General features: G+C 44.1%; 11 protein-coding genes. All 11 read right to left on the reverse strand.

The window, feature by feature from the left end; translation table 11 throughout:
* Positions 1-51: 51 nt before the first annotated feature.
* Positions 52-1,800 (reverse strand): RagB/SusD family nutrient uptake outer membrane protein, encoded by a 1,749-nt coding sequence (locus JO154_RS21705; protein ID WP_291949468.1) that lies wholly within the window; start codon positions 1,798-1,800, stop codon positions 52-54.
* A gap of 22 nt (positions 1,801-1,822) precedes the next feature.
* A complete protein-coding gene (locus tag JO154_RS21710; RefSeq protein WP_291949470.1) occupies positions 1,823-5,077 on the reverse strand; it encodes a TonB-dependent receptor in 3,255 nt (1,084 codons plus the stop codon).
* Between the two features lie 84 nt (positions 5,078-5,161).
* Entirely contained in the window at positions 5,162-6,172 is a 1,011-nt protein-coding gene (locus JO154_RS21715) for a FecR family protein (RefSeq protein ID WP_291949473.1), read from the reverse strand.
* A gap of 256 nt (positions 6,173-6,428) precedes the next feature.
* Positions 6,429-6,950, reverse strand: a complete 522-nt coding sequence (locus JO154_RS21720) for a sigma-70 family RNA polymerase sigma factor (protein WP_291949476.1) — start codon at positions 6,948-6,950, stop codon at positions 6,429-6,431.
* A gap of 293 nt (positions 6,951-7,243) precedes the next feature.
* Positions 7,244-10,648: a ThuA domain-containing protein gene (locus JO154_RS21725; RefSeq protein ID WP_291949479.1), complete on the reverse strand. Its 3,405-nt coding sequence runs from the start codon at positions 10,646-10,648 to the stop codon at positions 7,244-7,246.
* Between the two features lie 27 nt (positions 10,649-10,675).
* Positions 10,676-11,446, reverse strand: coding sequence for a ThuA domain-containing protein (locus JO154_RS21730; protein WP_291949481.1), 771 nt, complete (start codon positions 11,444-11,446; stop codon positions 10,676-10,678).
* A 44-nt stretch (positions 11,447-11,490) separates the two neighbouring features.
* Positions 11,491-12,207: a DUF1080 domain-containing protein gene (locus tag JO154_RS21735; RefSeq protein WP_291949484.1), complete on the reverse strand. Its 717-nt coding sequence runs from the start codon at positions 12,205-12,207 to the stop codon at positions 11,491-11,493.
* A 27-nt stretch (positions 12,208-12,234) separates the two neighbouring features.
* A complete protein-coding gene (locus JO154_RS21740; protein WP_291949487.1) occupies positions 12,235-12,642 on the reverse strand; it encodes a c-type cytochrome in 408 nt (135 codons plus the stop codon).
* Positions 12,643-12,677: 35 nt separating this feature from the next.
* A complete protein-coding gene (locus JO154_RS21745; RefSeq protein WP_291949490.1) occupies positions 12,678-13,733 on the reverse strand; it encodes a sugar phosphate isomerase/epimerase in 1,056 nt (351 codons plus the stop codon).
* A gap of 24 nt (positions 13,734-13,757) precedes the next feature.
* Positions 13,758-14,921, reverse strand: coding sequence for a Gfo/Idh/MocA family oxidoreductase (locus JO154_RS21750; protein ID WP_291949493.1), 1,164 nt, complete (start codon positions 14,919-14,921; stop codon positions 13,758-13,760).
* 29 nt (positions 14,922-14,950) lie between these two features.
* A complete protein-coding gene (locus JO154_RS21755) occupies positions 14,951-16,225 on the reverse strand; it encodes a sugar MFS transporter (protein ID WP_291949496.1) in 1,275 nt (424 codons plus the stop codon).
* Positions 16,226-16,356: the final 131 nt, after the last annotated feature.

A 16,356-nucleotide genomic window follows, 5' to 3' on the forward strand; every position in this document is an offset into this window, starting at 1 on the left:
CAAGTATGGCGTTTGTACTGAAATGGCTTTGCTGTAAGCCCCAGCATAATCTTACCAGCCAGGACTTTGTGTTAATTTTGGATTTAACACCAATTCACTGGTTGGAATGGGATAATAATAGAATTTATCCTGCCATGCCCTGGATACATCGTAGTTAGCTAACCAGTGGATGTTGCCATAAGTACCGTTTGTTAACATTACTGAATTTCCTGCGATAACGTAATAAAATACTCCTTTTACAGGATTGGAAGGCACGGCGCTTACAAAGGATACATTGAGTACACCGTCTCCATTCATCGCATAAGAAGTGTTCATCGCTGGAACATAGACACCGAGATAAGGCATGCTCATTAAATACCCTGCTTTCCAGCGTCTGATGTCGTCAAAGCGGTAGCCTTCACAAGCAAATTCGATACCTCTTTCCCTTCTGATTTCCAGTAGTGCAGGGTCGGAAATATTAGGGAAGTAGGTAGTAGCCAGATACGTGTCTGCGGTAGCTGGGTAAGAAATATTAGTAATTCCAGCTCTTGCTCTTAACAAAGCAATTGTATTTGTCCAATCGGCGTTGGTAAATTGGCCCAGTTCCGCTTTCGCTTCCGCATAGTTCAGCAGTACTTCTGCATATCGGATAATGGGGATAGAATTGTTATTCTGAGATTTATTGTCCAGGCTTTTATCGTCCAGGGTATATTTCATCACCTGGTATCCTGTAAATGTGCCGGAATAGTCGGGTGGTGCTGGTGAACCATCCAAACGTTTATAGCCATTACACCGTATTGTTTGTTGGAGACGCGGGTCTCTCGCTTGCATTTCATTTACAAAATTAATGGTATCGAAATTTGGCTGATCTGTAAAGCGAGAGCCGTCCAGTTTAAGATAGGTATCCACAAACTGTTTGTTGAGGCTCACTCTATTACCGAAGGTAGGACTCGTAAAATAGTAGTTGAGGGAACTCCATTGTTTTAAGGCATTACTATATACCGAAGCAAGCAGCATTTCATCAGACCAAGGGGTTTCTGTAGTGAACAATGCCCGGTAATCTGCCAGTGGTTTGCCGGTGTTATGCAATTTGTAATATCCTGAACTCATGACTTGTGACGCAGCATCGGCTGATTTCTGAAGAAAATCGGTTGCAGATGCGGTAAGGTTTAGTTCCGTATGGTACTTGCGAAAAGTACCTTCAAACAAGCATACCCTGGATTTGAATGCCAGCGCTACCCATTTGGTGATGGTGGAACTACTGTTGTCTTTTGCAACAGGTAAATTGGCGATGGCGAAATCAAGATCCGCTACAATAGAATCCATCACCAAAGTCCTTGGGTCTCTTGGCTTATACAATGCAGGGTCGGTTGGACTTAAAGCATGGCTGTACCAAGGTACGTCTCCATATTGTTTTACCATGCCAAAATAAAACCAGGCGCGGAAGTATTTGGCCACTGCGGCAAATCCATTACGGGTACTAGCTGGAATAGCAGTGCTGTTATTACAATTATCAAGGAAATAATTGATATTCCTCAAAGTTCCCCAAGACCATCCGCTCACATTGTTGGCATTCGTGGAGGATTGCATGAGTGTAGGAACGGTAGCACCTGAGATATTATCAGAAAGATTGTCTGTTGTAGCAATGGTCATGGCCGATGGTGTCTGGTCTACATAGAATGAATTTACGTAGAGAGCCATGTCACTGGCATTCTGAAAAGTTTTATCAGGAGTCAGGCTTGCAAATGGGTGCTTGTCCAAGAACTTTTGGCATCCTTGCAAGGCTATCGCTGTGCTGAGTATAAAGATTATTTTTTTCATGATATTTCTCTGAATAAAAATGCTAAAGTGTAATATTCAAACCTATTGAGTATGATTTCAGCATAGGGTAGGAATAACCGTTACCATAGCCAGATGACAGTTCTGGATCAGATCCGTCAATTACTTCTGGATCGATGTTGGCCGCGTATTTGTGCAAAGGAGTAAGTGTGAATAAATTCTGACCTGAAATATAAATCCGGGCATTTGTTATGCTTGCCCTGGTTAACCATTTCTTAGGTAAGGTCCAACTAATGTTCAGGTTCTTTAAGCGCATGTATGCTGCATTCTGCATGTAGCGGTCATCTGGCGGAGTTAACTCTCTTGTTCCCAATTGGGCAACATATCCGCGGTAACGAGGGAAATAAGCATTTGGATTTTCCGGCGACCATACATTTTTCATCATATACGCAGGCACTTGGTTATATGTTCTGTTGTATTGTCCCCAGAAGTTACCTTCATCCGCTCCTGGCCACCAATCTCTATGTCCAATACCCTGGATAAAAGCATTGAATGCAAAGCCTTTATAGTTCATGCCCAGGTTAATGCCGTATGCATAACGAGGAAGGGAATTACCAATTACTTTAAGGTCGCCATGATCGGCTAATGTACCCTGCCCAATGTTAATAGCATTATCTCCATTGAGGTCTTTGAATTTAAGATCGCCGGGCATCAGGGTATTGGCGTTGGATACGATAAAATAGCTTTGATCAGGATGGGCTTTGTCGAGCTGCGCCTGTGTAAACAAACCATCCACTGCAAATCCCCATATTTCTCCATATCGCTGTCCTTTATAGAAAACATTGCTATTATTACCATAAGGGATCAGGCCATTAGGGTTATTGTATCTGGTGATATAGGCCTTATAGTCAGAAAGCACTACACCAACACTATAGCCCAGGTCATCATTGATATTATCCTTCCAATTTAGGGAAAGTTCCCATCCCAATGTTTTCAGATCGGAGAAGTTACCATTGGGAACACCAGCGCCAAATACGCCAGGAAGCGGTTGGCTTGGGGTAAACATGCCAGTGGTATTTCTTCTGTAATAATCGAAGGAGGCGCTTAATCTGTCTCTCAATACGCTGATGTCGATACCTGCATCATAGGTGGTGGATGTTTCCCATGTAAGTCCCGTTGGGAGTACACTTGGCATCCTGGTATAAGTTGGGTAAGCTCCATTGAGCACCACATTATTTGCCTGAGAAACACCCATCGTTTGAATGAACTTATACGGAGGAATCTGACCATTACCCAAACTACCTACAGACGCTCTCAATTTCAAATTATCCAGCCAGTTGCTGGTGAAGTTCATAAATGATTCTCTTGAAAGAATCCATCCCAGTGACAGGGAGGGGAAGAAGCCAAATTGAGAATAGCCAGGGAATCTGGAGCTACCATCATATCTACCATTTACTTCCAGCAGGTATTTGTCTTTGTAGTCATAGTTGCCTCTAAAGAAAAACCCGGCAACAGCCCACTCGTTACCACCTCCGGAAACCTGATAGTTTTGGCCATTCAGTAAGCTGAAATCAGGCAGTGATGGGTCAAGTACGCCATCCCGCTGTACAAAATTAGTCTCGTACCTACTATCTTCTATATTCACACCACCGAGCAGTTTAACATTATGACTGCCAAATCGTTTTTTGGCTTCCGCATAAAGGTTGGCTGCATAATATTTGGTAACGCCAGTCGTCTTATTTAAGCTGCTGTTTGTAGAAGCGCTATAAACGCCAGGAGCAGGACTGTAAGATACAGGGTAATACTTTCCATCAACGGTGTTATTCGTGTATGCATAGGTAAAATCTCCCTTCAGATTTAAGAGATTCTTAATGATATCGGCTTTGAAAGAAGCCGTATTTCGGAGATAAAATTGTTTGGTGACGGTGGCGTTATTACCAGTGGATAAATCCCCAACGGTTTGATAAGATGAAGGTGTAAGCGTTCCGTCAGGGTTATACATCACCCCTACAGGGAAAGCCGACAAATCCATCATTCTCCATACAGGTACGCCATTGTTGGGAACCGGGTATGTATACTTGTAGCTATTGAAATCAAGGTTATCGCTAAGGGTAAGCCATGGTCTGATATTGATATCGCCTTTCACCCTTAAATTATATTTGTCGAAATTATCGGTATTGTACCGGAATATTCCTCCCTGGCTATAAGCCCTTCCAGAAATCAGGAAACTGGAATTTTGACCGCTTCCTGTAATGGAGATGGCATTGTCTAAACCATATCCATTGTTTTTATACAACTCATGGTACCAATCTGTGCTACCATAATAGATGTATTTGCCAGTAGCTGGGTCTATACCTACTTTCGGCAGGGATGGATCTAAGGATCGAGCTTTTAAGGAGTCCAGGTAGTAGTTAGGGAAAGGTAAAACGCCGTTGATAGTGGTAGGGGACGATTTATAATCATACCAGCCGCCATAGGCATTCGCAAAAGCTTGTGCCCATTGATAACCATCTGTCACCAATTTTGGATCGATGGTTTTTTGATTGACGGTATAACTGGAATTAAAGTTAACCTGCACCTTACCTTTCTTCGGATTTTTGGTAGTGATTAATACCACGCCAAAAGAGCCCCTTGCACCGTAAATAGCTGCAGAAGCAGCGTCTTTCAGTACTGAGATAGATTCGATATCGTTGGGGTTTAATAAAGAAGGATCTCCTGAAACACCATCTATCAAGACCAATGCAGATCCGCCATTAATGGAAGTAATACCTCTCACATTGAACGATGGAGATCGGATAGGCTTACCATCTGTAATCGTAATGTTCAGATTGGGGATTACACCCTGAAGCCCTCTTGCGACATTGGGCATCGGTCTATCAGCCAATACTTCACCACTGACCTGGGTTACAGCGCCTGTGAGGTCCACCTTTTTTTGAGAACTGTATCCTACAATAACCATTTCATCCAAACTTTTTGCGATCTGGCTCATTTGTATAAGGATGGAATTTTTCTCATTAGGTTTTGCAATAAACCCTGCAACTAATTTCGGCGCATATCCAACGTGGGAAAACGTTAGATTATATGCTACTCCTGGCTTTAATCCATGCATTACAAATACGCCTGCTGTATTTGTCGTGGTATTTAAAAAGGTTCCATTCTGTTCTATCCTGACAGTTACATCCGATACAACTTCTTTTTTTTCATTGACAACAGTTCCTGTTATCTCCGTGGTGGCTTGCTGTGCAAATAGTCGATGCGCAGGCATCATCAACGCTAGGCACAAGATCATTTTCATTGTTCTGATAAAAATGTGCTTCATTTATGTTCAATTTTAGGTAATACACTCCCGTTACGCCTTAAGTGCAAAGTCTTAAGGCGTTTACATAACTATTAAATGGCTTATTTATGGAATGGCTTTAGATACGGTATAATTGTCCCCTTCTTCTTTTACCTCCAGTTTGTTCATGGTGCAAATGACTCGGAGCACCACTATTAATGAATCTGAATTAGAGATTGTTCCTGTGAAATTTTTTCCTGCAATATCGCTCGCATCATAGATGACTTTATGATGATGTATAGCAGATAGTTTTTCTATTACTTCGTGTATTGGCGTATTGGTAAATACTACCTCGGATGCGTCCATATTGGCATTGGCAATGACCTCGGTAGGTTTATCAGTTGCAGGTTTTACGCGATTTACGCTCGCTACGGCGAGATAACTATCATAACTAACGATGTCTCCAGGACTCAAAAAGACATCCTTTTTCCATCCTCTGATATCCCCAGTTGATTTTACAACCACCTTACCTGTTATGAGTTTAACTTCCACTTTCCTAGAAGTGGCTGCCACCCTGAAGCTGGTACCCAGCGCAGTGGTTTGCAGTGATCCGGCATAAACGGTAAAAGGATGGTGATGATCTTTGGCAACCTCGAAAAAAGCCACCCCTTCTGCATAAATATCCCTGTGCTGCTGACCATAATCAGAACGGTACCTGAATGATGCGTGAGGTTCCAGGCGAATAGTGGAGCCATCTGAAAGTTTGTAGGATACTGATTTATTGGTATGGTTAGTCTGAATTGTCCAGGTCAAAGAATCCTTTGATGTAGCTCCAGTTGAGACTTCAACAGCAGCTATCACTTTATTTTCATGCTGATGGTGTGATAATTCATATCTCAACCACCAGGTGCCGACTGCAAAAAGGACGATGGCGGCAGCCACTTTTCCCCATGTTTTTAGTGTAAAGACCCTTTGCCTGTGCGTTTCAGTAGCTATTGGGAATACCTCGTCCCTGATATTTTGTTTTAATGCTGCGATATCATCAGCTCCCAATAAGGGAACATTTATCTGCTCATTCCATTCCTCCACCGGAAATAATTCTTCCATGGCCTCAGGATGCTGAGCAAGATATTCCATAACGTATTCCCATTCTTCGGGCTCACATTTGTTTTCAAAAAATCGTTGTAATAATTCCGGATCTATTGGCATGAAAAAATGAATCGCTTTAATATTAATACGATAGTGGAAGATAAAATCCCCTGCTGTTAATAATTCCCTAACATAGAAACTTTCGGGGCGCTATAATGGACTGTGGTAGCGGGTTTATTTAGGGATGGTATATTATTACAGGAAAAAAGGTGGCAGGAGAAAAACAATTTTTAACGAATAGGTACTACTTGGCAATTGAAACGATATGCTTCTGCGCCTTGCTAATATGGTCTTCGACGGTTTTTACGGATATGGAGAGTTCTGTTGCTATTTCTTTATAGGAGTACCCATAAATATGTCTCAAAACGAATACTTTTTGTCGGACTGGGGAAAGTGTCCGCATTACAGAATGGATGTAATCGGCGTTTTCAAGTGACTTGCTGGAATCCTCTACTAATAGCTCGGGAAATGTGTCTATATGCTTTAAAGGGGTCGTCTCTTTTATTTTTAGGGTGTTTTGTTGGCGAAGGAAATCGATCAAACAGGAAGCAGCAATTCTAAAAATTTGGATGTCCACTGACAATTCTGATGATAGCGTATGTCTGAAGCGCCATAACTTAATAAATGTCAATTGTACCAATTCTTTTGACATTTCTTCCGACTTGGTTTTTTTCAGGAAATACCCATAGAGCTTACATTGGAACTCGTCAAAAGCCAATGAAAAAGCAACCTCGCTCCCCTGTATTATATCATCTATACTAACCAAGACCCCCGATAAAATATTGATAGAAAATGAAAATCCATGCGAAAGTAGAGCTAATATATTAATTAAAAGTTAAGATTAGAAAATCTACATCAAAAAGAATCTGATTCTTTTGGTGTAGTATACCAAGAGGCTAATTTTCTATTACAAAAGGCTGTATCCAAAAAAATAAAGAAATGAAGTGACGTCACTTCATTTCTTTATTTTTTTGTCGCCCCTGCCCAGCGGCAGGGGCGACAGGCAGGGATTTCCGCTTTCATTTACCTTTTGGTACAGCTCTTATTAGCTGTCATATTTTAAGAACGAAGTGTAATGGAAGTAATACCCAATGGCACTTGCTCTTTCGTATCAGTAGGTTTGAAGTGCAGCGTCAGCGTATGTTTTTTACCGTCTGTGATAGGGGTAATTTTTATACTGCTATTAGCTGGAACTTTCTCCTGTGCTCCAGGTCCGATAATAGTAGAACCTAGTGGATTACCATCCAGAGAGGCTTCTACCTGGAAGCCAGCTTGCACTGCTTTATTGACCATATAATTTAGGTCGATGGCAGTTACGTCTGTCAGGTCCAGTCCTGCGTATTCTACGGAACTAGGCGTTACGCCAGGGATCAGGAATTTCATACCATTCATTTCGAAGGCAGAAACGCCGTCTGCTTTGCTGTAGCCTGCCGCAGGAATACGAGGATTGTATAAGGAAACAGCAGCCGTACCTGTCATAGGTTTGATGCCAGCGCCACCTTTGTCTGTATAGCTAGCGGTGAGATAAAATACCCCATCATCTTTGATCTGTCCTTTCAGGATAGGATTGATGTTGCCATTAGCAGCCAGCGACGGTTCTCTGTTGGTAGCCCCTCCGATAGAATAGATATATTCCACCAGTTGACGCGCTTCTGTCATAGAGAGGGTTGGGTGGGCCGCCATAGCGGTTTCTCCCCATACGCCACCACCGCCATTGATGATTTTTTGTGCTAGCTTATCTGGTGCAGCAGGATCGGTTTTATACTTCTCTGCTACTTGTTTAAAGGATGGTCCGATAGACTTCTCATCCAGTTTATGACAAGTTTTACAATCAGATATTTCCATGATATTTTTTCCTGCGATAGCACCAGTGATAATCTGGTGGCCTTGTGGCGCCGCCGCTTTATCGCGACCTTGTACATAATCTGCTTTTACATACAGATTACTGAGATCGAGTTTGCCATCTGCGGAATTACCATCTTCATGGTCGCGTACGTCTACCGCATAATTTACCTGCTTGTTAGGGAAATAGAACATCTGGTTCCCTTTGATGTTGATATTTACTACAGGTGCTTCATTGCCCGCGTATACAGGAATTTGGATACTACGTGTTTTAGCACCATGTTCGTCTATAACGTCAACGGATATACTGTATTCACCTGGACTCGTGAATTTATAATCCACTACTGGTTCTTTGGTTTCTTTTTTCTCGCCATTGCCGAAATACCAGAGGTAAGACAGTTTATCTCCATCCGGATCACGACTACCTTTCGCAGAAAGCTTCACGGTGAATGGTAAGCCACCGCTTAATTTATCCACTTCTAATGCAGCCACAGGCGCGCGATTGCCACCATTGTAATCAATGCGGGTTAAAGCGGCATCTGGGTTCTTACTGAACCAACCGTTACCATATTCGAGTACATAGATGCGGCCATCAGGGCCCATTTCCATATCGATAGGTGCATTTAATTTGAGATGAGGCATAAAGCGCTCCATCTTAGAATAGTTAGCATCTTTATCCATGGTAACCGCCATGATCCAGCCACGCATCCAATCGTATATGAAAAGTTTATTGTTGTAGTAATCAGGGAAACGTGTCTCCTTGGGATAATATTCACTATGATATACTGGTCCCGCTTCTGCATTACGGCCACCAGAGCCTACCAACGGGAACTCTGTTGATTTTGCATACGGATACCAGATAAAGGCAGGAACAGCCGGCGGCAGTTCTTTCAGCCCGGTATTATTACGAGAATTGTTAATAGGGTGTTTAGGGTCGTAAAATGCCCCGCTTTTCCCTGTTTCATAGTCATATTCCCGATAAGGCTTATTATCGGCTATAAAGAGCGGATAACCGTAATAACCGGGCTTTTTCGCTTGGTTCACTTCATCATAACCACGTGGACCGCGGAGACTGTCATCCACATTGGCATCCGGACCTACTTCTCCCCAATAGAGATAACCAGTTTTCTTATCGATAGAAATACGATAAGGATTACGGGTACCCATCGCATATATTTCAGGTTTAGTGCCAGCAGTGCCTTTAGGGAAGAGGTTTCCTTCCGGAATGGTGTAACTGCCATCGGCCTCTACTTTTATACGCAGGATTTTACCACGGAGGTCGTTGGTATTGGAAGACGAACGTCTGCCGTCGTACTGCAGATGTCCCGGACGATCATCGGTCGGACCATAGCCTTTACTCGCATATGTCTGGCCTGGCTCGTCGAATGGAGTAGTGTTATCACCCGTAGAGAGGTACAGTAGATTATCTGGTCCAAATGCAATAGAACCGCCTGTATGGCAACAGATATCGCGCTGTGAATAGAATTGCAGGATATGCTTTTCAGACGCCATATCCAGTTTGTTGTTTTCAAACTTGAACCTGGACAAACGATTCACAGAAGTATCTGCTGGTGAATAGAAAATATAGATGTAGTGATTGTTTTTGTAATCAGGATCTGCAGCTAGTCCGAGGAAACCTTCTTCTGCATTCACATTAGGGACATTTGTTTTGTAGTAAACATTTAGGAATCCTACCTGTGTGATAGTTTTGTCCGCTTGTTTATACATCATCAGTTCACCCCTGCGTTGCGCCACGAGGATGTCGAGGTTAGGAAGAATGGTCATCTCCGTAGGTTCAAAAAATTGTCCTGCGGCCAATACATTCTTGGTGAATCGGTCTTCATCCGGTACGCGCAGCGTAGTAGCTTTGCTGTAATCCAGTACTAAGTTATCCCCAATGGCATATTTTACACCAGCTCTCAATTGGTTGAGAAAATTCTCTTCCTTGTAAGACTCAGGCGTATGGCCCATACCTGTGTAGAAAGCGCGTCCGCCGTCATATTCATGATACCAGCAGATAGGGTGATTATTGTTCATATCACCACCTTTGTAAGTGGTTTCATCTAATTTGATGAGCACATTTACAGTGGTGTCTAATTTTTTGAAATTGTACCATTCATCTGTGTGTGAGAAAGATGGTGGCATTTTGTACGGCTCGAAGAACTGAGGTGTTTTAACATCCAGTTTTGCATCGTGCACGCCTTCCGGATGGTTGGCAAATTGCGCACCTACAAGATGGTTGTACCAACCCCAATCGTATTCCGTATCGGTGCCAGCATGAACACCTACGAAACCGCCACCGGCTTGGATATAACGTTCAAAATCTGCTTCCTGGTAATTGTCCAGCACATCGCCGGTAGTATTCAGGAAAACCACCGCCGCGTATTGTGCAAGGGTGTCTTCATTGAATTTGGTTGCATCTTCTGTCGTATCTACCTGTATGTTCAGGTCTTTTGCAATAGTGGTGGTGAAGGCTTCGATACCCGCAGGAATAGAAGCATGGCGGAATCCCATGGTTTTAGTAAAAACCAGGATCTTGGCTTTTCCTTCTCGTTTTTTCGTACAGCCGGCAACGATAGTAACCAGTACTACCAGCAGGAGCAGTCTGTTAATAAGTTTCATTATGTTGATTATAAATGGTAATAGGAATTATTTCACTTTCATGTTGGCTGTATACTGAATACCACCGAGTAAGTGCTGTAGGTACAGCGGATCGGCGTAGGATTCTTTCGTATGGCCCATTTCTGTATAAAAGGAGCGTCCGCCTTCGAAGGAGTGGTACCAACACATAGGATGGTTATCCCCATTTTTACCGCCTTCGTAGGTAGATTCATCAATCTTAATCAGCACATGAATATCAGGATTGATGTCCTTGAAATTGTACCATTCATCTTTGCGAATCCAATCATCAGGTAGATGTTTCGTAGAGATGTGGGTTTTATCCACCACTTTTAGGGTAGCCACCTGCTGTTTAGGGTGACTGGTAAAGTAAGCGCCTGCCAGTTTGCCATACCATGGCCAGTCATATTCGGTGTCTGTGGCAGCGTGTATACCCATAAATCCGCCACCATTGTGAATGTATTTCTGGAAGGCCTCCTGCTGGGCATCATCCAGTACATCACCGGTGGTACAACTGAAGATAACGGCATCGTATTTCTTCAGGTTGTTGTAAGTAAAAACGGAAGCATCTTCGGTCGTGTCTACCGCAAATCCGTTATCAGCGCCCAATTTCATGATAGCTGATTTGGCAACGGGAATGCAGTCGTGCCGAAATCCTTTCGTCTTGGAGAACACGAGTACGCGGTACTTGTGTTTTGCATTGGCCATAATGGAGGCCGCCAGTAATAAAAACGCGAGGAACGTGGTGATTTTTTTCATCGTGTATACGTGGTTGTTATATCGTTGGAATAGAAAAGGCATAAAGCGTGGATTCGCTTTATGCCTTTATAAGAAGGCAATTGTGATTACAACTGCCGGATTTTAATATCGCGGTAAGACACTACGTCTCCGTGGTCCTGGAGTGCGATATGGCCTTTTTGATATTTGCCAAATCCTTTCCAGGTTTTGAATTTACTGTTAGCAACGAGGGCGTCCCATTCGGGTGTGCCCATAGTTGTTTCAACGGTAGTAACGCCATTGAGTTTCAGTGTCAGGTGGCCGTTTTTCTTGATGATTTGGGCGGTATTCCATTCACCAACAGGTTTAACAGCCTTCTGAGAAGATTTCACCAGATCATACAGATCGCCAGCATTATGTTTAATGATTTTGCCATCAGGATGTTTGTCATCATCCAGTACTTGCATTTCCGGGCCAGTTTCGTAGGTAGCCTTGTACTCCGGAGATTCGTTTACACTGAAAATGATACCACTGTTGCCACCTTCGGAGATTTTCCATTGGATGGATAGTTCGTAGTTTTCATATTCATTGTTGGTAACGAGGTCTCCACCGGGAGCACCATTTTTTTTAGCTGCCTGATCGAGGACCAGGGCGCCATCTTCTACTTTCCATGCCGGGCTGGCAGCATCTTTATGAAACGTATGCCATCCCTTAGTGGTTTTGCCATCAAACAGCAATTTCCATCCCGCTTTCTTTTCCTTGGCAGTGAGGGTGTTGGGTTGTTGTGCTGATGCAACTGTACCGATGAATGCGGTGAGTGCAGCAGCCAGGATTACTTTTTTCATGCTGGCATTTTGTAAGATGAAAGTTGATTATTTGGCAGAAAGAGAAAGGATATATTTCACCATTTCTTTTGCATCATCCTTAGAAACACTGGTGTGTGGTAGCATCGCTACTTCGCCCCAGTTACCTGAACCACCTTTGATAATTTTATCAGCCAGTTTATCCACATTTTCATCGTTGTTCGGGTATTTGCCAGCGATGTCTTTGAAGGCAGGGCCTACCAGTTTCATTTCTTCCTTATGGCAGGTTTTACAGTCGGATTGCGCCATCAGTTCCTGTCCTTTGGTCATTGGTTTGTTGGCATTAGGTGATACCATTGAATTATCCGCAGCTTGTTCTGTTTCACTGCTCGTTTTCTGAGCGGCTTTGTCGCCACCACCACATGCTGCGAAGAATAATGCACTCATTACAAACGGCGCCAGATATCTCTTTTTCATTTTCTGTTATTTATTGTTTAGTGATGCTTATTTTATCAGATTCCCAATATTCTTTTGTTGAAAGCGTCGTCTGTGGCGGCGCCTGCGAAATCATCGAATGCCTTGTCGGTCACACGGATGATATGATTTTTAATGAAAGGAGCGCCTTCTTTCGCGCCATCTTCCGGATGTTTCATGCAGCATTCCCATTCCATCACCGCCCATCCGGCGTAATCGTATTGGGTTAATTTGCTGAATATAGATTTGAAATCCACCTGACCATCACCGAGGGAACGGAAACGTCCCGGGCGATCTATCCATGCCTGGAATCCGCCATACACGCCAGATCTGCCAGTAGGATTGAATTCCGCGTCTTTCACATGGAAAGCTTTGATTCTTTCGTGATAGACATCGATATACTCCAAGTAGTTCAGACATTGCAATACCAGGTGACTTGGATCATAGAGGAGACAAGCTCTTTTATGATTGCCTACTGCTTCGAGGAAACGCTCGTAGCTGGCGCCATCGTGGAGATCTTCGCCCGGATGTATTTCGTAGCATACATCTACCCCTTGTTCTTCAAAAGCGTTGAGGATAGGCATCCAGCGTTTGGCCAGTTCTGCGAATCCGGCTTCTACCAGTCCTGCAGGACGTTGTGGCCAAGGATACATAGCCGGCGCCCAGAGGAGTGCGCCACTAAAGGTGGCATGTGCGTCCAAGCCCAAGTTACGACTGGCTTTGGCAGCGTATTTCAACTGGTTAACGGCCCATTCCGTGCGAGCAGCGAGATTATTGTGATATTGTGCAGGTGCAAACTGATCGAACATTTCAGTGAAAGCAGGATTTACTGCTACTAGTTGTCCTTGCAGATGTGTACTCAGCTCTGTAATTTCCAGTCCTGCGGCGTTAACGATACCTTTGATTTCATCTGCATATGTTTTGCTTTCAGCGGCTTGTTGCAGATTGATGAGACGCGTGTCCCAAGTGGGGATTTGTACCCCTTTAAAACCAATAGAGGCAGCCCATTCACAGATACTTTTCAGACTGTTAAAGGGAGCAGTATCGCCCATGAACTGGGCCAGAAATATACCAGGTCCTTTTATTGTTCTCATAATACCTTTCCGTTTAACCAATTACTAGATTTCGAAATTAGTCCATTTGGTGTCACTCTGCGAAGATTTCACCACATTATCGATAAATGCCATACCACGAATCCCTTCTTCCACGCCTGGGAAGTCCAGTGATTCCGGTGCTGGCTGGGTTCCATCGATTTTAGCGGATAAAGTTTGCGCAAAGTTACGATACAAATTTCCGAATGCTTCCAGATATCCCTCCGGATGTCCGCCTGGTGTACGGGTATTATGTGTCATGTAAGACGACTGGGCCTTGTAGCCATTACCGGCTCTATAGATTTCCGTTGGTTTATCCAGCCATTTTACCAGCAGGGTATTAGGCTCGTGCTGTGCCCATTCCAGGCCGCCTTTCTCGCCATATACACGGATTTTCAGGGCATTTTCCTCGCCTGCGGCTACTTGAGTGGCCATCAGTACGCCGGAAGCGCCATTGTCGAAGCGGAGGAGTACAGCGCCATCATCGTCCAGGGCGCGGCCTGGCACAACGATATTGAGATCGGCACATAATTTTTCCAGTTTTGCGCCGCTAATATATTCTGCGAGGTTGAAGGCATGTGTGCCGATATCGCCCATAGCGCCGGCTTTCCCGGATTTTTTAGGATCGGTTCTCCATGCAGCTTGCGCATTTCCTTCTCTTTCGCTTAGTTTAGACAACCAGCCCTGTGGATATTCTACCCATACTTTTCTGATTTGACCGAAATCTCCGTTTTTCACCATTTGGCGGGCCTGTTTGACCATTGGATAACCGGTGTAAGTATGTGTGAGAAGTAAAGAAAGGCCGGTGGCTTCTACTTTTGCTTTCAGTTGTTTGGCTTCGTCCAAGGAAATGGTGATTGGTTTTTCAATTACCACGTTAAAGCCTTTGTCCAGCGCCATCATGGCAGGTTCAAAGTGGGCGAAGTTAGGAGTAACGATGGTCACGAAGTCCAGTCGCTTATCTGCCGGCATGGCAGCTTCTTTTTCCAGCATTGTTTTGAAATCCGTGTAGGTACGTTCCGGATCGAGAAACAACATCTTCCCGGAGTCTACTGCAATCTCAGGATGTACACTGAGAGCGCCTGCTACGAGTTCAATAAGGCCGTCCATGTTGGCGGCAATGCGGTGTATAGCACCGATGAAGGCATCTTTACCGCCTCCAATCATTCCCATTCTGAGCTTGCGTGTCATATAATCAAATCAGCTTTAAAATTTAGAAATTATGCTACTGCGATTTCAGGTTTTTTACGATTGCGCATATAGAAGAACAGCGCGGTGAAGGCCACTATCAGGATAATAGGAATAATCAATGTCACATTCAGGATCTGCGGACCGGCAACGGATTGCGCATGGCCGAATGCTGCTGCTTCTGGCGAGCCTGCGGCAGCGGTGCGGTAAGCATCCAGGGAAGCGCCTGCTGGCAGCTCTTTGGCAAGAATGCTGTCATAGAAACCACCCATGAAAATAGTATAGATAGAAACGGCAAACATACCAGCGCCACCCACCAGGTTCATACCCAGTGCACCAGATTCCGGAATATTTTCAGATACAAAACCTATCATGCAAGGCCAGAAATAAGTTACGCCCATACCAAATATGAATGCAGCGAAAAATACCATATTGCCGGACACGTGCGCTAACATGTAAAGTCCGAGGGCAGACAATACTGCTGAAATCAGCAGTACACCGGTAGCAGACATCCTATGAACGATAGGCCCAGCAAAGGCTCTGCCCAAAGTTTGCACACCGGCGGTCATGGCCAAGATCAGGATAGCGTTTTCGGTGACGTTTTTCAAGAGTACTTCAATCCACTGACCAGTAAACAGTTCAGTGATCGCAGTGCCGAACATCAGGAAGAATATCACGATGAACAGCGGTGTGAAGAGAGATTTATACATCTGTGCATTGGTGATACCAGAAGCTACGCGTTCTGTTACTGGGAAATCCAGTTGCATGAAAAGGTAGCCATACAGCAGGGTAGGAATGATCATGGTCGCCATCTGCACCTGGTAGTTAAGTTTCAGGCCAGAGAGGAAGAACACGGTCAGTGCGCCAATCACAATGCCTCCAGGGAACCATAGGTGAAAGTGGTTCAGTTTGGTGGTTTTGTTGTTGGGGAAGATGGTGGCTACAAGTGGATTACAGGCGGCTTCCACGGTACCGTTGGCCATGCCGATGAACAGCGTGGAGATAAACAGTGTGGTGAAACCAGTGGCGAATATTGTCAGCAGGATACCTGCCAGGTGCAGTACAAATGCGGCCAGGAGCAGGCGTTTCATACCGATGATATCGACCACAAAACCTCCAATAACCACTGCCAACGGGAAGCCCCAGAAAGCAGTACTGGCTATGATGCCCAATTGTGATGCACTTAGGTCGAACTGTTTGCCCAGATCACCGAGGATTCCGGCGCGGATTCCAAAGGATAGGGAGGTAACCAGTAATGCCATACAACTGGCTACAAATAACTTTGATGGCTGGATCGCCTTTGCCATAAACGTGGAGTTTTGTGTGATTTTTAAAAACAAGTAATAAAACGACTAAATTTATAAAAACTATTCACACTTTTTCATCTTTTTATGGATGAATGGAGTGGATAAACCCATTTAGCTTGAAGAAATGTTGC

This window comes from Chitinophaga sp., assembly GCF_019236475.1.
In the GTDB taxonomy this organism is placed as follows: Bacteria; Bacteroidota; Bacteroidia; order Chitinophagales; family Chitinophagaceae; genus Chitinophaga.